Origin of the sequence: Mangrovimonas spongiae (assembly GCF_003944795.1) — a bacterium.
GTDB lineage: Bacteria > Bacteroidota > Bacteroidia > Flavobacteriales > Flavobacteriaceae > Mangrovimonas > Mangrovimonas spongiae.
The window spans coordinates 140,617-162,733 of sequence record NZ_RWBG01000003.1 but is presented as its reverse complement, the minus strand read 5'-3'; the positions used below and the strand labels follow the sequence as shown (position 1 = coordinate 162,733).

General features: G+C 35.6%; 17 protein-coding genes. 1 reads left to right on the top strand and 16 read right to left on the bottom strand.

Features of this window, described 5'->3' with window-relative positions:
* Positions 1-78: 78 nt before the first annotated feature.
* From ruvA to EJA19_RS07775, 16 genes are all read right to left on the bottom strand, one after another.
* Positions 79-660 carry a Holliday junction branch migration protein RuvA gene (gene ruvA, locus EJA19_RS07850; protein WP_125467810.1) on the bottom strand — a complete coding sequence of 194 codons (582 nt, stop codon included), beginning with the start codon at positions 658-660 and terminating at the stop codon, positions 79-81.
* Between the two features lie 80 nt (positions 661-740).
* Positions 741-3,020 carry an NADP-dependent malic enzyme gene (locus EJA19_RS07845; protein ID WP_125467809.1) on the bottom strand — a complete coding sequence of 760 codons (2,280 nt, stop codon included), beginning with the start codon at positions 3,018-3,020 and terminating at the stop codon, positions 741-743.
* 51 nt (positions 3,021-3,071) lie between these two features.
* Positions 3,072-3,995 carry a tRNA epoxyqueuosine(34) reductase QueG gene (queG, locus tag EJA19_RS07840; protein WP_125467808.1) on the bottom strand — a complete coding sequence of 308 codons (924 nt, stop codon included), beginning with the start codon at positions 3,993-3,995 and terminating at the stop codon, positions 3,072-3,074.
* Between the two features lie 18 nt (positions 3,996-4,013).
* Entirely contained in the window at positions 4,014-5,369 is a 1,356-nt protein-coding gene (locus EJA19_RS07835; protein ID WP_125467807.1) for an FAD-binding oxidoreductase, read from the bottom strand.
* Positions 5,370-5,404: 35 nt separating this feature from the next.
* On the bottom strand, positions 5,405-5,923 hold the full coding sequence (locus tag EJA19_RS07830; RefSeq protein ID WP_125467806.1) for a YybH family protein: 519 nt from the start codon (positions 5,921-5,923) through the stop codon (positions 5,405-5,407).
* A 302-nt stretch (positions 5,924-6,225) separates the two neighbouring features.
* The gene (locus EJA19_RS07825) at positions 6,226-7,305 is read right to left on the bottom strand and encodes a nickel-binding protein (protein ID WP_125467805.1); all 1,080 of its coding nucleotides are present in this window, start codon (positions 7,303-7,305) and stop codon (positions 6,226-6,228) included.
* 89 nt (positions 7,306-7,394) lie between these two features.
* Positions 7,395-8,735 carry a cytochrome P450 gene (locus EJA19_RS07820; RefSeq protein WP_125467804.1) on the bottom strand — a complete coding sequence of 447 codons (1,341 nt, stop codon included), beginning with the start codon at positions 8,733-8,735 and terminating at the stop codon, positions 7,395-7,397.
* Positions 8,735-9,757 (bottom strand): Holliday junction branch migration DNA helicase RuvB, encoded by a 1,023-nt coding sequence (gene ruvB / locus EJA19_RS07815; protein WP_125467803.1) that lies wholly within the window; start codon positions 9,755-9,757, stop codon positions 8,735-8,737. Before ruvB ends, EJA19_RS07820 begins: the two co-directional genes overlap by 1 nt.
* 83 nt (positions 9,758-9,840) lie before the next feature.
* Positions 9,841-11,631 carry a cytochrome c oxidase subunit I gene (locus tag EJA19_RS07810; protein ID WP_125467802.1) on the bottom strand — a complete coding sequence of 597 codons (1,791 nt, stop codon included), beginning with the start codon at positions 11,629-11,631 and terminating at the stop codon, positions 9,841-9,843.
* 26 nt (positions 11,632-11,657) lie between these two features.
* Positions 11,658-12,719 carry a cytochrome c oxidase subunit II gene (locus EJA19_RS07805; RefSeq protein ID WP_125467801.1) on the bottom strand — a complete coding sequence of 354 codons (1,062 nt, stop codon included), beginning with the start codon at positions 12,717-12,719 and terminating at the stop codon, positions 11,658-11,660.
* Positions 12,720-12,748: 29 nt separating this feature from the next.
* Entirely contained in the window at positions 12,749-14,110 is a 1,362-nt protein-coding gene (locus EJA19_RS07800) for a quinol:cytochrome C oxidoreductase (RefSeq protein WP_125467800.1), read from the bottom strand.
* Positions 14,111-14,137: 27 nt separating this feature from the next.
* Entirely contained in the window at positions 14,138-14,605 is a 468-nt protein-coding gene (locus EJA19_RS07795; protein ID WP_125468017.1) for a c-type cytochrome, read from the bottom strand.
* 157 nt (positions 14,606-14,762) lie between these two features.
* Entirely contained in the window at positions 14,763-15,296 is a 534-nt protein-coding gene (locus EJA19_RS07790; protein WP_125467799.1) for a DUF3341 domain-containing protein, read from the bottom strand.
* A 9-nt stretch (positions 15,297-15,305) separates the two neighbouring features.
* Positions 15,306-17,030, bottom strand: a complete 1,725-nt coding sequence (gene nrfD, locus EJA19_RS07785) for an NrfD/PsrC family molybdoenzyme membrane anchor subunit (protein WP_125467798.1) — start codon at positions 17,028-17,030, stop codon at positions 15,306-15,308.
* A 38-nt stretch (positions 17,031-17,068) separates the two neighbouring features.
* A complete protein-coding gene (locus tag EJA19_RS07780; protein WP_125467797.1) occupies positions 17,069-20,176 on the bottom strand; it encodes a TAT-variant-translocated molybdopterin oxidoreductase in 3,108 nt (1,035 codons plus the stop codon).
* 33 nt (positions 20,177-20,209) lie between these two features.
* Positions 20,210-21,502 (bottom strand): cytochrome c3 family protein, encoded by a 1,293-nt coding sequence (locus tag EJA19_RS07775; protein ID WP_125468016.1) that lies wholly within the window; start codon positions 21,500-21,502, stop codon positions 20,210-20,212.
* A gap of 211 nt (positions 21,503-21,713) precedes the next feature.
* On the opposite strand from EJA19_RS07775, the gene EJA19_RS07770 reads away from it, so the two are divergent.
* Positions 21,714-22,106, top strand: a complete 393-nt coding sequence (locus tag EJA19_RS07770; protein WP_125467796.1) for an SPOR domain-containing protein — start codon at positions 21,714-21,716, stop codon at positions 22,104-22,106.
* Positions 22,107-22,117 lie beyond the last annotated feature (11 nt).

Below are 22,117 nucleotides of genomic sequence, written 5' to 3'. Positions count from 1 at the left end.
CACTGCAAAAGAAAGCCAAACTAAATACAATATGACGCCTTAGTAATTGATTAGTATAGTTAGTTGTCCTCAAATCTTTTATAAATTTTTTAAAGCCTCTTTTATCAAGAATTCAACGTCTGCTTCTGGCGTACTTTTTAAAATTTTATCTAGTACACGATTTGCTTGTTTTTTGTTGAACCCAAGAACTTCTAAAGCAGATAACGCTTCATCTTTGTTTGTATTGCTTTTTTGAGGTGAAAGTTCGTCAATATCATAAACTTTCAAAATTTTATCTTTCAAGTCCAAAATAACTCGTTGAGCGGTTTTAGCACCAATACCTTTTATAGATTGAATTAAAGCAACATCTTCTTGAGCAATCCCTTCTCTAACCTGTTTTGGTGTTAAAGAGGATAACATGGTTCTTGCTGTACTGGTTCCTACACCACTAACCGAAATTAAAAGTCTAAACACTTCACGCTCTGCTAAAGTAGTAAATCCAAATAGGGTATGCGAGTCTTCCTTAACTTGAAGGTGTGTATAAAGCTTTATATGCTCCTCATCAGGAATTTGGGAAAATGTATTTAAAGAAATGTTTAGTAAATAGCCAACGCCATTACAATCTACAACAATATCTGTTGGATTCTTTTCAACAAGTCTTCCTTGTATATGTGTAATCATTAATTAATCCTTAAAACCTCTCAAATGTAATAAAATTATTCACATTATAAAGCAGTTATCGTTGTAATGACACTTTTGTTTTATTGTTCTCTTTTCTCTTTTTGTTGCGCATCGACTACTGCTATAGCAGTCATATTTACAATTTCGTCAACACTAGCATCAAGTTGTAAAATATGTACAGGTTTTCTCATGCCCATCATTATTGGGCCTATAGAATCGGCTTTATTAAGTTCTTTTAAAAGCTTATACGTTATATTAGCCGCTTCAAGGTTAGGAAAAACTAATGTATTTACTTTTCTTCCAGCAAGCTTGGAAAACGGAAATATATCTTGAAGCATCTCACTATTTAAAGCAAAATCTGTTTGCAGTTCGCCATCTACAATCATATCTGGATAAAAACGGTGTAAATAAGAAACAGCCTCTCTTACCTTAGATGTGCGTTCATTATGAGATGATCCAAAATTTGAATAGGATGTCATAGCAATTACAGGCTCCATACCAAACATTTTAACTATTGTTGATGTCATTTGGGCGATTGTTGCTAAGTCCTTTGCTGTTGGGTCTATATTAATTGAGGTATCGCTTAAAAACATTGGACCACGCTGTGTCATCATAAGATTTGTGGTCGCCACTCTCGAAGCTCCTTTTGCCTTCCCTATAAGTTCTAGCATTGGTTTTACTACAGATGGATAGCTACGTGAGTAGCCAGATATCAATGCATCGGCGTCGCCTTCATTTACCATCATCGCAGCAAAATAATTACGCTCACGCATTTTCTTTTGAGCAGAGTAAAGCGTTACACCACGGCGTTTTCTGTGTTTCCAATACGCTTCGGCGTATCTATTTTTTCGCTCTGTTTCTTCATCTGATTTAGGATCGATGATTGGTAAATCTACATCAAACTCTATCTCTTCCATTAATGCTTGAATGGCATCTTTTCTTCCTAATAAAATAGGGTAAGCTATTCCTTCATCATAAGCAATTTGTGCGGCTTTTAAAACATCTAAATGATCGGCTTCGGCAAACACTACGCGTTTAGGGTTCATTTTAGCTCTATTAATTAAAAGCCTAACCATTTTATTATCTGACCCTAGTCTGTCTAATAATTGATTTTCATAGCGCTCCCAATCCTCAATAGGCTCTTTAGCAACACCACTCTCCATGGCAGCTTTTGCTACTGCTGGCGGAACTTCGGCAATTAATCTCGGGTCAAAAGGTTTAGGAATAATATAATCGCGACCAAACATTAATTTGGTTTCTCCATAAGCAATATTGACTTGCTCAGGCACTGGTTCTTTTGCTAATCTAGCCAAGGCTTTTACCGCAGCCATTTTCATTTCCTCGTTAATTTTGGTGGCCCGAACATCTAATGCACCACGGAAAATAAACGGAAATCCTAATACGTTATTTACTTGATTAGGGTGATCGCTACGGCCCGTTGCCATAATAATATCTTCTCTTGTTTTTACCGCCAAATCGTAAGCAATTTCGGGATCTGGATTGGCCATTGCAAAAACGATAGGGTTTTCTGCCATGTTGTTTAACATAGCTGGAGACACTATATCTGAAGTAGATAACCCTATAAATACATCGGCATCTTTCATAGCTTCGTCTAAGGTATTTAAATCCTTATCCGTAGCAAACTCTGCCTTTTGCGATGTTAGGTTTTCTCTATCTGCTCTAATAACACCTTTGCTATCTAGCATAACCATGTTTTCTTTTCTTGCCCCACAAGATTGGTACAATCGTGAGCAAGAAATAGCAGCAGCACCAGCACCACTAATTACAATGTTAACATCTTCTATATTTTTTTCGGCTAGTTCTAGAGCATTTAATAAGGCTGCCGCAGAGATAATGGCTGTCCCATGTTGATCGTCATGCATTACGGGGATATCAAGCTCTTCTTTTAGGCGTCTTTCTATTTCGAAAGCTTCGGGTGCTTTTATATCTTCTAGATTAATCCCGCCAAAGGTTGGCGCAATATTTTTAACGGTTTGAATAAATTCTTCAATATTTTCGGTATCGACTTCAATATCAAACACATCTATATCTGCAAAAATTTTGAAAAGCAATCCTTTTCCTTCCATAACAGGTTTTGAAGCTTCTGGCCCAATATTACCAAGACCTAAAACCGCTGTTCCGTTAGATATAACGGCTACTAAATTTCCTTTGGTTGTATATTTATAAGCATTGTTTTTGTCTTTCTCTATTTCCAAACAAGGCTCTGCAACACCTGGAGAATAGGCCAATGCTAAATCTCTCTGACTAGCATATTTTTTGGTGGGAACAACTTTTATTTTTCCTGGCGTTGGCTTAGCATGATAAACTAACGCTTCTCTTCGTTTTCTTGGATTACTCATAAATAGTTTTAAATATGTTATACAAATGTAGTAATCCTACAGAATTAAACTCTAATCTTTTAAGAAATCAATGTTACGAGTTAATCCTGAAAATTTAGTACGTTTTACTGCTGATTTTTTAAACACCTTTCTAAAGGTGTCTTCGGTAATCTCTTCCCAATCTTTTTTTGACATGTCTAAAAGTTCGGGATGAGGATTGAATAGTGGCTCGCTATGTGGCTTTGAAAAGCGATTCCAAGGGCAAACGTCTTGACACACATCGCAACCAAACATCCAATCGTCCATCTTGTCTTTAAATTCGGTTGGGATGTTTTCTTTTAGCTCGATAGTTAAATACGAAATACATTTACTGCCATCTACCACGTAAGGTTCAACAATAGCTTCAGTTGGACAAGCATCTATACAAGCTGTACAAGTACCACAATGGTTGGTAGTTGGGGTATCGTAATCGAGTTCTAAATCGATAATAAGTTCAGCGATAAAATAAAAGGATCCGACTTGTTGCGTAAGTAAATTGCTATGTTTTCCTATCCAACCCAAACCAGATTTTGCCGCCCAAGCTTTATCTAAAACTGGCGCGGAATCGACAAAGGCACGGCCTGAAACTTCGCCAATTCCTTCTTGAATAAATTGTAAAAGCGATTTGAGTTTATCTTTTATTACAAAGTGGTAATCGGTACCGTAAGCGTATTTTGATAACTTGAAACTTTCTGAGTTTTGGGTTTCCGAAGGAAAATAATTCAGCAATAAGGAAATCACGCTTTTAGAGCCTTCCACTAGTTTTGTTGGGTCTAAACGTTTATCGAAATGGTTTTCCATGTAACGCATTTCACCGTTCATATTATTATTTAACCATTTTTCTAATCTGGGTGCTTCTGTTTCAAGAAACTCGGCTTTACTAATTCCACAGGACAAGAAACCGAGGCGTTTGGCTTCGGTTTTTATAAGTTTTGTATAATGCTGCTTATCATTCACAGCACTAAAATAACATTTTTACCCTTTCGGTTTTATATTTTGATTAATATGAAAGAAATTATTAGGGTCGTATTTGGTTTTAACAATAACCAATTTTTCATAATTATTTTTATATGCTGCTTTTATACGTTCCTGACCTTCATTCATCATAAAATTGACATAGGCACCACCCATAGCATGAGGTATTAAGGCATCAAAATAGGTTTTACACCAATTTGTTACTTCATCTGCTTTATCGGGATTAGGATCTACACCTACAATTACTTGTGCCCAACGCGCTTCTCTATTTGCCCAAGCAGTCTCGGAGTTGGAAACTTCATGACACGCGCCATCTACAGGGTATAAATGTGTAGTTGTGTGCATGGTTGGTATTTTTGAGCCATGTTCTATATTTATTTTTATAGATTCTGGTGTTAATTCTTTAATGTAGTGGGCTTTCCAATACCATTGCATACCTGGTGGATACAACGCATCGAACATTGTGTTTAGTGCAGTCATAGGAATTTCACTTACAAAATCCAAAACAGGTGGTCCAAACTCACGAATAGGTTTAAAGACTTCTTCTGCTTTTTCAATTGGACCTGTATAATTCCAAACAATACCACAAACATTTTGGTTCCAAAGGTGTTCTGGAAAAGGCGCTGCTGGAGGCACGATTAAAAACGCAAAAAAACCATAAAGATCGTTGGAGGCATTTTTTGTGAATTTATCATAAAACTCCATAGCCTCTCTAGCTTGTTCTATTGGCCAAAACATAGGCCCAGCATATACATTTTTAACGTCAATTAAATTAAACTTAAAAGAAGTGACTACTCCAAAATTCCCTCCACCGCCGCGTAGTGCCCAAAACAAATCAGAGTTTATATCTTTATTGGCAGTAACTATCTCTCCATTAGCAAGCACCACTTCGCATTCCAAAAGATTATCTATGGTTAAGCCTGCTTTTCTACTTAAATAACCCAAACCACCTCCAAGAGTAATACCACCTATACCTGTAGTTCCAATAATACCACTTGGTAAAGCCAAGCCGTGTTCGTGGGTGGCTGCATCTAAATTGGCAAGGGTGTTTCCGGGCTCTACAATGGCTGTTTTGGTATTTGGGTTGACTGTAATATCATTCATTTGAGATAAATCTATTACCAAACCATCATCTACTAAAGCCAAACCTGCCCCATTGTGGCCACCGCTTCGTATGGAAACCTCTATATTATTTTTTCTAGCATAGTTTACGGCATTTACTACATCTTGAGTATTTTTACATTTTACTATTACAGCCGGTTTTTTGTCTATCATAGCATTATAAATGGCTCGTGCCTCATCGTAATCGGTATTTTGTGGGGTAATAACTTCTCCTGATAAATTTTGATAGTTCATAATTCATGTGCTTTGGTTAGCCTTCTGGTTTTTAATTAATGATTGATGGCTTTATTTTTTAATGGTGAATGGTGTTCATGTACAATTTTCCAATTACCTGTATTGTCTTTTACAAAAAGTAGCGATATTTGATCATTTACAATTACTGAATCATCTCCAAATTTTAAATGGAAATTGGAATGAAAGGTTACATTAGCTACCTTATCATAAAATATGGCAACCTTTAAGTCGTTTACATCAAACTTTACAATTTCGGTAACACTCCCAAATATTTTACGTTCGTGTGCTTCGTTTTCTTCACTTCCTACACGTTTTTCACCCATTTTAAACTCAGTGAATTTTGGTCCGTAAGCATGAAAAGCGATTAACTTTTCTACATTACCTTCTTTAACACTTTGCACTATAGCCTTCATGGTTTGTTTTACTTCTTCTTGTGCCCATGGATATTCTTTTTGAGAAATATCATTTTTAAGGGTTTGAGCCAATAGAAACTGAACGTTTAAGAACAGGATTACCAACAGTAACTTTCTTAATATTGAAATTTTGGCCTTCATAATATTTTGGTTTTCAAATCACTCAAAACTACTGATAATCAACACAAAACATCAACTCATTTCATTCAAAGAATATCACAAATGTTTCAATATAGCTATGACCAATATTTTTTTTATGGCCTAATTATGGCACTAAATTAATACGTGGAACTGGAAGGATATATTCTTAAAAGTTGAGAGAACTTACTTTAAATGAGGCTTAACTTCATCAAATTATTTCTTAAATAATCATCTTTCAAATAAATCACTAATCGTAAAGTTAAATTGAATCTATTTGATACAAATCCATTAGTCTATTATTATCAGGCAATAATAATTTTTGAAGGCAATAAGCCATATTTATCCTTAAATTTTTTTGTAAAGTAAGATGGGTTTGAATAGCCTAATTGATAAGCAATTTCAGAGACGGAAAGTTTATTTTCCTTTATTAAAGATAAGGCTTTCTTCATTTTAATATCACGAAGGAACAAGATAGGCGACCTTCCTGTTAATGCTGTAATTTTTCTGTAAAGCTGTGGGCGACTTATACCCAAATTTTGACTAATATTGGTAATATTAAACGCTTCATCTGAAAGGTTTTTCTCTGTATAATCAAAAAAGTCTTCTACAAATTTTTGTTGAGATGCACTTATAACTTTTATAGTATTTTTGTTTTCGCTACCATTTTCTACAAGCAATTTAGAAAAGTTTTTGGAGAGGATTATTTCTCCTTTATTAGCCATTAAAGCCAATTGTTTCGTAAAATCTATGGCGTCTTCAAAAAAACCATCTCTATGTGTTACTGGTTGACCTTCTGACATCCCTATTCTAAATTCGATATTTTGCTTTTTGGATAATAAATTTTGAATACTAGAAGCACACTCAAAAGCTGCAATAGCTCCATTAAAAACCGCAATAATACTATCGTCACTTATATTTTTTACTTCAGAGCCTTTATGTGCTTTTATCAATTTAAATACAGTATTTCTAGCAAACGTAGGAACGTTAAACCTACTTATATCATCTGTATTGGCTTGTTGGGTTTTTGCCAAGATATCGACAATAAGAATAAACCTAAATCCTGTATCTAGGTTACCATCGTTGTAATAAACAATTCCATGGTTAATCTTATGGTTTTTTCCCATAAATGCATCAATCAGACCTGCTTCAACTTCAACAATATTACAAGCCACATTACCATGAGCCTCTTTATGCACCTTTTCACAAGCTTCTGGGCTTGGTCCTTCAATTAAGCAGAAAATAGTTCCAGCTTCTTGATTAACCCAAAACTGATGGTATTTTACACCATACTTACCTTGGGTCTGCTTATCGGCCATATGTCCTTTCTTTACATCTTCTACTGTAACACCAGGGAAATGGTGGTAATCCATATAAATGGGCATAGCAAAACGTTTTAATTACTTATTAATAAGCGATTAATAGGTAGGGGAGATATTAAAGATACTAAAAAAAAAGATGAAAACCTGTCTATTTAAACTCTATCAATAAATATCACTTTTGCATTTTTAGGTTTTAAGGTGATTAATGGATTAATGTCTATAGAATTGTTTACGGGGTGAATTTGGTACTTTACTACAAGTTCTGAAATAGTTATAATCATTTCGTACATGGCAAAATTATTACCAATGCATTTTCTTGGACCGGCGCCAAACGGAAAGTATTGCGATGAATAGTTTTTGGTTTGATCTGGAGAAAACCTATTTGGATTAAAATCTTCAGGATTGTCCCATAAGTTTTTATGTCTGTGGATTTCGTAAATAGAAAACAACAAACTGCTTCCTTTTTTTAATTGATAACCATTAAATTCATCATCTTGTATATTCACACGATCTATAAAATACGCTGGCGGATATAATCGTAAGGACTCTTCAATAACCTGTTTGGCTAGCTGAGATTGTGTTACTGCTGTTAATATATCGGTATCTTTATTTTTTATAATTGTTTGGTACTCTAAAGCAACTTTTTCTTGCCACTTGGCGTGCTGCGCTAACAATTGTACTGTAAAACTTAATGTGTTTGCTGTTGTTTCGTGGCCTGCAACAAAAAGCACTAAAATTTCATCAATTAGTTGGTCGTTGTCCATACTTGAGCCGTCTTCATAACGTGCATTTAAAAGCATATCCAACAAATCATTGTATTGAATTTTAGATTGTTTTCGTCTATTAATTATACCTTGAAGAATGTTTCGTGATTCTTTGGTGCGTGACAAATGCTTTTTTATAATCCCAAAAGATTCAAAATACCATTTTAAATAAGGTTGACGCAACTCTTTTACCAACATGTTTTGGTTCTCTTCGGTCACTTCCTGAAGGGTTTTAATCTCAGCATCGGAAGCAGCATTACTAAACAACGATTTTACAACCACTTTAAAAGCTAAGTCGCTAAAAAAAGGGAGCACATCCATATCAATACCTGTTTGGATACTATGTAGCTCTTCAATAATCGTTTCCTTTATGGTAGCAATTAAATTTTCGAGATGTTTTTTATGAAATGCCGGTTGAATGAGTTTGCGTTGCTTTCGCCAATGTTCGCCTTCAGAAGTTAATAAGCCATTTCCTAAATATTTGGCAAGGTCCTTTGTTTGAATAGGTGATTTGGTATAATTTTTCCAGTTTTTTTGAAGTACATATTCTGCTAAGGCAGCATCTCGGGAAAAAATAGCATAGTTACCAAAACCAATATTCAGCTTAAACGTATCGCCATAACGTTTAAAGTTTTTATGATGAAATGGTAGCGGATTATTAAGAATGTTAATAGCGTGCCTTAAAAAGGTAAAGGTAGAAACCTCAGGTATTTGTTTTTGATTATTCATTAAAACAATCCACCTTGTGTTCCTCCTTTTACACGTCCAAGGTGTTTGTACGCTTGTTCGGTTACCTCTCGACCACGAGGTGTACGCATAATAAAGCCTTGTTGAATAAGGAAAGGCTCGTACACTTCTTCTATCGTTTCAGCACTTTCGCTAACCGCTGTTGCCAAAGTGGTAATACCTACTGGGCCGCCTTTAAATTTATCGATAATAGTAGACAGGATTTTATTATCCATTTCATCTAAACCATGTGCATCTACATTTAAAGCTTCAAGGGCAAATTTGGCAATTTTGATATCTATTTTACCATTCCCTTTTATTTGGGCGAAATCGCGAACACGTCGTAATAATGCATTAGCTATTCTTGGGGTTCCTCTACTCCTGCCAGCAATTTCTACAGCTGCCTCCATAGAGATAGGCACATCTAAAATTGAGGCACTACGCTGGACTATAGTTGTTAGTAATTCGGTATTATAATACTGAAGTCGGCTACTTATTCCAAAACGCGCTCGCATAGGAGATGTTAGTAAACCTGAACGTGTTGTGGCTCCAACTAATGTAAATGGATTCAGGTTAATTTGAACTGTACGCGCATTGGGTCCAGTTTCAATCATTATATCTATTTTATAGTCTTCCATTGCCGAATACAAGTACTCTTCTACAATAGGACTTAAACGATGAATTTCGTCTATAAAAAGGACATCACGCTCATCTAAGTTAGTTAACAGCCCTGCTAAGTCACCTGGTTTATCCAATACGGGACCAGAGGTAACTTTAATGCCCACGCTTAACTCGTTAGATAAAATATGAGCCAACGTAGTTTTTCCTAATCCTGGAGGGCCATGAAATAAGGTGTGATCTAAGGCTTCGTCTCTTAAGTTGGCTGCTTTTACAAAAACCTGTAAGTTTTCCAACACTTGGTCTTGTCCTGTAAAGTCATCAAACGACAAGGGACGTAATTTTTTCTCTACATCTAACTCTTCTGGTGAAAAATTGTCGTTTGTTGGATCTAGGTTTTCATTCATAAAAACAAAGATAAAGAAAAAGCCTTTCCAAAACGGAAAGGCTTTTTAATATCTTTTAATATTCACTTTTGTAAATATAAGTTCTAGTGTTGAAGTTCCTCTTCACCTTCTTTCATTGGAACATTTTGAGGCACGAAATCTAACTCATGTCCTGGCTTACTATAATCGTATGCCCAACGGTGTACATGAGGTATTGCACCTGGCCAGTTCCCGTGAATGTGCTCTACAGGAGTTGTCCATTCTAATGTATTCGATTTCCAAGGGTTTTGCTCGGCTTTCTTTCCGTAGAATATACTCACAAAGAAATTATATAAGAACACTAACTGGAAGGCCCCACCAACTAAAGCAAATATTGTTATAACAACGTTTACATTGGCTAAATCATCAAATAATGGGAAGTTAGAGTTTGTATAATAACGTCTTGGTAAACCTGCCATTCCAATAAAATGCATTGGGAAGAATACACCATAGGCACAAATTGCTGTTATCCAAAAGTGTAAATACCCTAGCTTTTTATTCATCATTCTGCCAAACATTTTAGGGAACCAATGGTAAATTCCTGCAAACATACCATATAATGCAGAGATACCCATTACTAAGTGAAAGTGAGCTACTACAAAGTATGTATCGTGTACGTTAATATCTAATGCACTATCTCCTAAAATAATTCCTGTTAAACCACCTGTAATAAATGTTGACACCAAACCAATAGAAAACAACATGGCTGGATTCATTTGTAAGTTACCCTTCCACAGTGTTGTAATATAGTTAAACGCTTTAACAGCCGATGGAATAGCAATTAACAGGGTTGTAAAGGTAAACACAGACCCTAAGAATGGGTTCATACCTGAAACGAACATGTGGTGCCCCCATACAATTGTAGATAAGAAAGCAATTGCTAAAATTGATGCTACCATGGCTCTGTAACCAAAAATTGGCTTACGCGAGTTGGTTGCTATAATCTCGGAGGTAATTCCTAATGCTGGTAATAATACAATGTATACTTCTGGGTGACCAAGGAACCAAAATAGGTGTTCGAATAATACAGGAGAACCACCTTGGTAATGTAATACTTCACCTTGAATAAAAATATCTGATAAGAAGAATGATGTTCCAAAACTTCTATCCATGATAAGTAATAATGCCGCTGATAGTAATACAGGGAAAGATACTACACCAATTATTGCTGTTACAAAGAATGCCCAAATAGTTAATGGTAAACGTGTCATTGACATTCCTTTAGTTCTAAGGTTAATAACCGTTACTATGTAGTTTAATGATCCTAATAAAGAGGACGCAATAAATATAGCCATAGATACTAACCACAATGTCATCCCCATACCAGATCCTGGCTGAGCCATTGGCAAGGCACTTAACGGTGGATAAATTGTCCATCCTGCTGCTGCTGGTCCAGCTTCAACAAATAAGGACAATACCATGATTACACTAGATAAGAAGAATAACCAATACGATACCATATTTAAGAACCCTGATGCCATGTCTCGTGCACCAATTTGTAATGGGATTAATAAGTTACTAAAGGTTCCACTTAATCCTGCTGTAAGTACAAAGAATACCATTATTGTACCATGAATGGTAACTAATGCTAAATAAATATCAGCGTCCATAACGCCATCTGGTGCCCATTTACCTAATAATGCTTCAAAAAGGACATTAGGTTGTTCTGGCCATGCAATTTGCATACGGAACATTAAAGACATCATAACCCCAATAATTCCCATAATCGTACCTGTAATTAAGTACTGTTTGGCAATCATTTTATGGTCTTGACTGAATATATATTTAGTTATAAACGTTTCTTTATGATGATGCCCGTGGTCGTCGTGTGCGTGAGTATCTGCGTGTGCTGACATAATCTTGTTTCGTTTTAAGTCTTTGTTTAGTTAATTAAAGAGTTTTTAAAGGTCTTTTGTTCTTTGATCCAAGCGTCATATTCTTCTTGAGTCTCAACAATAATTTTCATTTGCATGTTATAATGAGACTTACCACAAATTTTGTTACATAATAATAGGTAATCAAACTCATATCTTAAATCTTGACCTTTCGCTTCTATCTCGGCTTTGTTCTCTACACGAATTTTATTAATATTCGCTACTTTTTCTATAATATCTGGATTTTGTCTCATCTCAGCTGTTGTTACAGATGGTGTAAACCCAAATTGTGTTATCATACCAGGAACACAGTTCATTTGTGCTCTAAAGTGTGGCATGTAAGCAGAGTGAAGCACGTCTTGAGAACGCATTTTAAATAATACTGGCCTACCTACTGGTAAATGTAACTCGGTAGTTATAATATCGTCTTGTGCGTTTGGATCTGATTCATCTACACCTAAAATATTGGCTCTGTCAATATCTATTAATCTTACATTGGCTTTACCTAACACATTGTCTTGTCCAGCATAACGAGCTTTCCAGTTAAATTGTTGTGCATAAAGTTCTATTACTAATGGGTCTTCATCTTCATTAACATTCATAATACTAGACCAAGTGAATAATCCGTAGATAATTAAACCTGCTAAAGTTATTACAGGAATAATAGTCCAAATGGCTTCTAATGTATTATTATCTGCATAGAATAAAGCTTTTTTACCTTTTTCTCCTTTGTATTTAAAGGCAAAATAGTGTAATAAAAACTGAGTTACTGTTTGAACGATAAAAATAATAACTAAAGAAATTATCATTAAAGTATCAATTTGCGACCCATGTTCGGATGCTGAATTTGATAATAATGGTAAATCTCCCCATTTATAAATACATACTATAGTTATGGCATAAATGAAGACAAGAAATGCCATCATTAAATACCCATTAAGCTTGTTATCTTTATCTGTAGCAATTTGGGCGTTATCTGCGCCTACGCTAGCCAAATCGAATATTTTGACCATTTGCCAGATTGCAACAGCTACAAAAAATACTATTAAAATTGTTAATAAAGCAGTCATCGTTATTTCTCTTCTTTACTTATTAAATATTAGTAATGGAAATTTTCACTTTCCTTAATAAATGGGTTTCTTTTTGCTAGTAATGGTGCTTTGGATATTGCTGTAAAAACAACAAGCATAAACAGTCCAGCGAATAAGCAAATAGCGCCAATTTCAGGTACACCAATAAACCATCTGTCTCCTACTGTTGCAGGCATAATCATATTAAATACATCTAAATAATGTCCAAATAAAATTACAATACCTGCCATTACTATAAACCATGGTATTCTCTTGTAATCACTATTCATTAAAACAAGTAGTGGGAAAATAAAGTTCATAGCAAGCATGCCAAAGAATGGTAACTTATAATCATTTATTCTTGTAATAAAGTAGGTTACCTCTTCTGGTATATTTGAATACCATATTAGCATAAATTGTGAGAACCATAGGTAAGTCCAAAAGATACTAATGGCAAACATAAATTTAGCTAAATCGTGTAAATGACTATCATTTACAAACTCTAATAATCCTTTTGATTTTAAGTACATAGTGATTAATGCAATAACGGTAATACCACTTACAAACATACTTGCAAATACATACCATCCAAATAATGTACTAAACCAGTGTGGATCTACACTCATAATCCAATCCCAAGACATTATAGATTCTGAATAGATATAGAATACTAAAAATGCCGCTGCGATTCTAAAAGATTTTTTAAAGTTTTTATCGTCTTCAGCATTATCTTGTGCTAAAGAGAATTTTCTTGCAAAGTGACGGTATAAGCTCCATCCTGCAATAAAAATAAAACCTCTTACGGCAAACATTGGTAGGTTTAACCAACCTGCTTTACCTTGAATAAGTTTATCGTGTGCCACTACATCTGGATCCATCCAAATAAAAATGTTGTAATGTCCTATTGTACCTGATGCAATAGCAATAGCTAGTACAATTAAACCTCCAGGAAGCACATAAGCTGTAATACCTTCCATTACTCTAAATAGTACTGGAGACCAACCTGCTTGTGATGCTCTTTGAATGGCATAAAATGCTAACACGCCTAAAGCAATCATAAAGAAAAAGAAAGCGCCTACATAAAGGGCAGACCATGGGCGGTTAGATATTTGATGTTGTACATGCTCTACATGTTCTTTATGAGCATCGGCATGGTGCGCCTCGTCTGTACTCGAAGCTTCTTCACCATGCGAGTCGTGTGCCATTTCTGTAGTGGCATGTGCTGTTTCTTCGGCATGACCACCTCCATGGTGTGAGGCTTCTTCAGCCAACATAGTTTCAACTTCTTCAAAAGATTTGTGAGAAGTCATAAAACCGTAACCAACACCTAATAAACCTATAATAACTAAGGCTATGGAAAATGTCTTTAATTTATTTGAGAATGTGTACATATCTATATAAATAAACTTTATTCTATCTTACTTTTCTAATTTAGCTTTAAGTTCCATAACATAAGCTACAACTTGCCAACGCTCTTCTTCATTAATCTGGTTTGCATAAGAACCCATGGCGTTTTTACCATAATAAATGGTATGATAAACACTACCAGCTGTTATGGCTCTACCAGCATCGTCATAACTAGGAATACCTAATATTTTTTCACGTTTTACTAAGTTTCCTTGACCGTCTCCTTTGTTACCATGGCAAATACCACAATAAATATCGTATAACTCTTTTCCTTTGGCTAAATCGATTTGTGTAGAATCTAAAGGTGAGTTTAATGAGTCTTTAGCTAGTTGATACCCTTCTATAGTGTTTTCTATATCAAAAGGTTTAAATCCTCTAGGTATAGTTCCTTCTGCTGGAAGTTGTCCTTCTTTCCCATTACGGAAAGCTGCAGATTCTGAATAGGTTTCGTATCCTACAGATTCGTACATATTTGGCATAAATTGATAGTTTGGTCTAGTATCTTTTTTACAAGCTACTACCACTACCATAAGAAATGCTAGAAGTGATATTTTAATTAAGCCTTTCATCTGTAACTTTATATTTTTCATTTTTTATTAAATGTTTGTAGCACTATATCTAGGACTACTTAACAGTTTAATGTGTGTCTTTATCAACAATATTAATTTCTACGGCACCAGTTTCTTGAAGCAACGTTTCAAGTTCTTGTTCGTTACCATGAACTGGAATTTCCATCAAGAAATGATCATCTGTTGTTCTTGGATCAGGGTTTTCAGCATTTTTAAATGGCCACATTCTACTGCGTAAATAAAATGTAATTACCATTAAGTGGGCTGCAAAAAATACGGTCAGCTCGAACATAATTGGCACAAAAGCTGGCATGTTCTCGATATAACTAAAACTTGGTTTACCACCAATATTTTGCGGCCAGTCCTCGATCATGATAAAATTCATCATTGTAATGGCTACTGCTAATCCTAAACATCCATATAAAAAAGATGCTATTGCTATACGTGTTGGTTCTAAGCCCATAGCCTTGTCTAGCCCGTGAACTGGAAATGGTGTATAAACTTCCTCTATATGATGCTTTTCTGCTTTTACTTTTTTAACAGCAGACATTAACACATCGTCGTCTGTATAAATCGCGTGAATTACTTTAGATGCTTCCATTGTCTACGTTTATTTTATAAGATTTTTTGCTTGACCAGACCAATCATCACGCTCTGCTCTTCCTGGGAAAGAACCAGTGATTTCATCTAATAAGTCGTATTCTTTTTTTGTCATTTTACTAACCTGTAAGAATGTGTAAATACCTATACTATTTAAAGCTTCTTCCATTTTTGGTCCTACACCATTTATCCTTTTAAGGTCATCTGCTGTTTCTGTGTTAGGATCGAAAGTTCCTATGCTAGCTAAAAGGCTATCTACTTTAGCGGAGTTATCTACTTTAGGAGCATCAGTATTAACAGCTGGTTGCTTACCTGAGGTTCTTTCATCTGATCCTGTACCTACTAAACTCTCTCCTGCTTCTCTAATTCTTTTGTAACGTTCTCCAGAAGATTTTAAGATTGTTTTAACCTCTGCTTGTGCAATTACTGGGAATGTTCTTGAGTATAATAGGAATAACACAAAGAAGAATCCTATGGTTCCTATAAAAATGCCAATATCTACAAATGTTGGTGAGAACATGGTCCATGAAGATGGTAAATAATCGCGGTGTAATGATGTTACAATAATTACAAAACGCTCAAACCACATACCTATGTTTACTACAATAGAGATAAAGAACGAGAACATAATACTTGTTCTTAATTTCTTAAACCACATAAACTGTGGCGAGAACACGTTACAAGTCATCATTGCCCAATATGCCCACCAGTAAGGTCCTGTTGCTCTATTTAAGAAGGCATATTGTTCGTACTCTACTCCAGAATACCAAGCAATAAATAGCTCTGTAATATAGGCCACACCTACGATTGAACCTGTAATCATAATTACAATGTTCATTAATTCGATGTGTTGTACTGTAATATAATCTTCAAGGTTACATACTTTTCTCATGATGATAAGTAATGTATTTACCATAGCAAATCCTGAGAAAATTGCCCCTGCCACGAAATATGGTGGGAATATTGTAGTATGCCAACCAGGGATAACTGATGTTGCGAAGTCAAAAGATACAATAGTATGTACAGAAAGTACAAGTGGTGTAGCTAAACCTGCTAATACTAATGATACTTCTTCAAAACGTTGCCAATCTTTAGCACGACCTGTCCATCCAAAACTTAATAACGAATATATTTTCTTTTGGAAAGGTTTTACAGCGCGATCACGAATCATAGCAAAATCAGGTAATAAACCTGTCCACCAGAACACTAATGATACAGATAAATACGTTGAAATTGCGAATACGTCCCATAATAATGGCGAGTTAAAGTTAACCCATAACGATCCAAATTGGTTTGGAATTGGTAACACCCAATATCCTAACCATGGACGACCCATGTGAATTACAGGGAATAAACCAGCCTGAACTACAGAGAAGATAGTCATCGCCTCTGCCGAACGGTTAATTGCCATTCTCCATTTTTGACGGAATAGAAGTAATACTGCAGAAATAAGTGTTCCTGCGTGACCAATACCTACCCACCAAACGAAGTTGGTAATATCCCAGGCCCAACCTACGGTTTTATTTAAACCCCAAGTTCCTATACCTGTAGATATGGTATAAATAATACATCCAATTCCCCAAAGAAAAGCTACCAGTGAAATTCCAAAAACTATCCACCACTGCTTATTCGCTTTACCTTCTATAGGTTTTGCCACATCCACAGTAACGTCGTGGTAGGACTTTTCACCTGTAACTAAAGGTCTTCTAATAGGTGCTTCGTAATGAGACGCCATAATCTGTTTATAATTGTTTCTTAATTAATTCTTTATTGTTAAGCTTCTGTTGTATTTCTCACTTTTGTTTGATACATCACGTTTGGTTTTGTTCCTACGTGTTCTAACAAGTGATACATACGGTCTCCTGCTTTAAGATGTGCTACTTCACTATCTTTATCGTTAATATCTCCAAAGGTCATTGCACCACTACTACAAGCTGCAGAACAAGCCGTTTGGAATTCGCCATCTTTTATTTGTCTTCCGTCACGTTTAGCATCTAAAATAGTCTTTTGTGTCATTTGAATACACATAGAGCATTTTTCCATAACCCCACGAGAACGTACTACAACATCTGGATTCAATACCATACGTCCTAAATCATCATTCATATGGTAATCAAACTCATCATTTTCAGAGTATAAGAACCAGTTAAAACGACGTACTTTATAAGGACAGTTATTAGCACAGTAACGTGTACCTACACAACGGTTGTAAGCCATATGGTTTTGGCCTTGGCGACCGTGTGATGTTGCTGCCACTGGACAAACTGTCTCACATGGTGCGTGGTTACAATGCTGACACATTACTGGTTGGAAAGCGACTTGTGGATTTTCTGATGGGTGCTCCATCTCGCCAAACTCACTTAATGAACTTCCTAGTCCAGAAATATTGTCTTTTTTCTCGTTATCTCCTTCAAAAGATCCTTCTGAAGAATAATATCTATCAATACGTAACCAGTGCATATCACGGCTACGACGTACTTCTTCTTTACCTACTACAGGTACATTATTTTCAGCATGACATGCAATAACACACGCCCCACATCCTGTACAAGCATTTAAATCGATAGATAAGTTAAAATGATGTCCTATTGAACGATCAAACTCATCCCACATATCTACATCTGGAGATGTTACTGGTGTTTCCTGGTGATCTAAAGACACAACAGGAATAGCATTCCAGTACTCTTTATCTTTAGTGTTAAAGATTTCAAGTGTTGTTTCTTTTACAATATCACCACGTCCCATTAATGTATTGTGCAGCTGTACACAGGCAAATTCATGCATTCCTGAAGCAGCTGCAACACTAACATTTTGTATATCGTTAAAACCTTGGTAAAGCTTAAAAGCATTTACACCGGTTTTCATTTCATCTTTTAAACCTGCTGTTCTACCATAACCAAATGATAAACCTACAGAACCTTTAGCTTGACCTGGTTGTATTAAAACAGGTACATTTTTTAAGGTTACACCATTAACCGTTACATCTGCATAACTTCCATCTAAAGCACCTGTTGCAACATGTTCGTTTTTTAAGCCTAATTTTTCGGCATCAACTTTAGATACTGTTAAGTAGTTATCCCAGGATACTCTTGATATTGGATCTGGAAATTCTTGCAACCAAGGGTTATTGGCTTGCTGCCCGTCTCCCATTCCTGTTTTACTATATAATGTAAGCTCAAGTCCTGAAGCTGATTTTACAGATGAAGCTAAAGCTCTTGCTGCATTTCCAGAAGGTGTTTCAACAGTCTCTTCCTCTTCAGTTTCTATCTCAGTATTTTCAACTGAAACAGGCGCATTATTTACATAAACACCATCATGGAGTGCTTGGTTAAATGAACCACCGTTTAATACCGATGTCTTCCAAGTATCTTTTATGTAATCTGTATATGATGTGCTGTTTCCAGTCCACTGTAATAAAGCTTCTTGGAATTGTCTTGTATCAAATAAAGGACGAATAGTTGGTTGCGTTAAAGCATAATGTCCTTTTTTAATTTCAACATCTCCCCAAGATTCTAAATAGTGAGGTGCAGCCGCTGCGTATTCTGTTAAAGACGATGTTTCATCTACTTTCATTGAGAAAGCAATAGATAAGTCTGTTTTCTTTAACCCTTCGGCAAAGTCACTAGCATTTGGCAATGTATACATTGGATTAACGCCACTCATTATAATAGCACCAACTTTACCTGCGTTCATATCTGTTACTAAATTAGCAACAGTTTTTGCGTTACCTTGTCTTGTTTTTATAGGTGTTGTAGCGTTAAACACACTACTATTTAAGTATTCGTTTATTTCTAAGGCTACTGTTTGCGCATTCACATCTTGAATACCTGTAACAACAACAGCTTTATTACCAGACTTTTTAAGTTGTGTAGCCGCTTTACGAACTGCTTCATCAATATTTTTTGGTAAGTCTCCTGAAACCGAACCACCAACAACATAACTATATAGTTTAGCTAAAGCTACTTTTTGTTGACTTGGTGTTAATGGCACACGCTTATCGGCATTTGCCCCAGTTAAAGACATATTAGATTCGAATTGAATATGTCTAGACATTTTTCCTTTTGCAGGAACACGTCCTTTAGCATATCCAGAATCAAATCCACCACCTTGCCAATCTCCTAAAAAGTCGGCACCAACAGAAACGATTGTTTCTGCTTTAGAGAAATCGTAATCTGATAAACCACGTTCTCCGTATTTTGCTTGGTATGCATCTAATGCAGCTGATTCCGAAACTGAATCGTAAACTACATGACGTACATTACCATATTTTTCTTTGAATTCTGATATTAGTTTTGAAGTAGAAGGACTCGCATAAGTTTGTGTTAACAACACGATCTCTTTACCAGAGTCTTTTACTGCAGATAACTTTTGTTTTGTTTCAGCATCAAACGTACTCCATGAAATAGCAGAATCGCCTTTCATAGGCCCTTGAAGTCTTAAACTATCGTACAATCCTAAAACCGATGCATTTACTCTAGCATTGGCACTCCCATGAGTTGACGCTAAGCTATTGTTTTCAATTTTAATTGGACGACCTTCTCTAGTTTTAACCAAAACACTAGCAAAATCAAAACCGTTGGCAATAGTAGTTGCATAATAGTTTGCCACTCCAGGAACTATTTCCTCTGGCTGCACTACGTAAGGTATCGATTTTACTACAGGACCTTCGCAAGCAGCTAACGATGCAGCAGCTGTACTAAATCCAACATATTTTAAGAAGTCACGACGTGTTGTTTTTGAACTTTCTAATGAATTTTTATCACCTAAAAACTCATCAGTTGGTATTTCTTCAACAAACTCGTTGTGTTTTAGCGTCTCAACAACAGAGCTATTATCGTTAAGCTCTTCAACACTTTTCCAGTATTTCTTGTTTGATGACATATATAATAGAATTAACTCTTTTATTAATTTAACTTAGTAATGGCACTTACCGCATTCCAATCCACCCATTTGAGCAGCTGTTAGCTTTTCTACACCATATTTTTTAGATAGCTCGGCATGAATTTTTTCATAATAAGCATTATCTTTTACTTTAACCTCTGTTTCTCTGTGACAGTTAATACACCACCCCATAGTTAATGGCGCATGTTGATACATGATTTCCATTTCCTCAACAGGTCCATGACATGTTTGACATTCGATTCCAGCGACAGTTACGTGTTGCGAGTGATTAAAGTAAGCAAAATCTGGAAGGTTATGTATTCTAACCCATTTTACCGGCGTTGTTTCACCTGTATATTTTTGCTCAGCATCATCCCATCCAGCAGCAGCATAAAGCTTTTTAATTTCTCCATCGTAAAACTCTTTACTATACTCTGCCGTTGTTTCGCCTTTGTATTCGTATACTGATTTATGACAGTTCATACACACATTTAATGACGGAATACCTGAAGTCTTACTAACTCTAGCTGAAGAGTGACAGTATTTACAATCTATACCATTATCTCCTGCATGAATTTTATGTGAAAAATGAATTGGCTGCACTGGTTGATATCCTTGATCCACACCTACTTGCATTAAGTAGCCATAAACAAAGTAACCACTAGCTAATAACAAGAAAATACATGTAACTAAAACCAAGAATTGGTTTTGCACAAATGCTTTCCACAACGGTAATCCTTTTTGATCTTCAGGAACCTCAACACCTTTAGCTTCAGCAAACCTATTAAGCGTTTTCCTAACAAGGATTAATGCCACAGCTAGTAGGGCAAACAACAATGCTAAAGCTCCAAGAACTAACTTATTTGATGTCCCAGATTGCGCTGCTTGACCACCTCCTGCAGAAGCTGCTTCTGTTGCTGGATCTGGCTTTGGAGCATCCTGCGCTGTATATGCCAAGATATCAGAAATATCTTGATCTGAAAGCTGCGGGAACGCCGTCATAGCTGTTCCGTTATATTCATCAAAAATCTTGTTTCCGTAATCATCTCCAGATTTCACAACAGCAGCACTGTTACGAATCCAAGCACTTAACCACTCTCTATCTAAGCCGTGATCATCAGACAATCTTTGCTCTACATGGCGTAAAGCAGGACCGGTCATTTTACGATCTAAATTATGACATGAAGCACAATTAGTATTAAACAATGTTTTCCCTTTTGCAGGGTCTCCTTCTTGTGCAAAAAGTGAGGTTGAAAGTGTTAGTAATAAAATAAAACTCAATTGGAGAATATTCTTACCTAACGTACGGCGAGTCACCTGTTCCATATTATTGGTTGAATTAACTTCTAAACTTTGGTATGATTTTTTCATCTAAAAATAAAAAAACACAGTTATAAAATCTCTCGCAAAAGTAACACTTAAAGTCGATTTTAGAAATGTTAGAGAAGCGTTAATTACTAATTTAGAGAAATTCTAAATAATAATTTGATAAAAATTGAGTTTAAACCCTACATTTGCATTAAATACTTAACTAGATATGAAAGTTTTACAAAAAAAATCTAATTTATTACTTTTTACCGCATTGGTTTTATCGTCAGGAATTTATGCACAAAATGGGCAACTTTCTATAAAGCAAGACAAAAAAATAGATGAGTTAATTGCATTAAAAAAGGAGATAAACACTTCTGAAAATGCTTTAGACCGATATAAGATTCAAATTTTTTCTGGTGGCCGTAAAAGTGCCGAAAAAGCCAATTCGACTTTTAAAGAAAAACTCCCTAATTGGACTTCTAGAATGGAATACGAAACCCCTAATTATAAAATTTGGGTAGGTAGTTTTAGAACACGACTAGAAGCTGATAAAGCACTTATAAAAATACAAAAAGAGTTTCCTACGGCGTTTATTTTTAAACCTAAAGTTAAAGAATAAAAAAAGCGGCA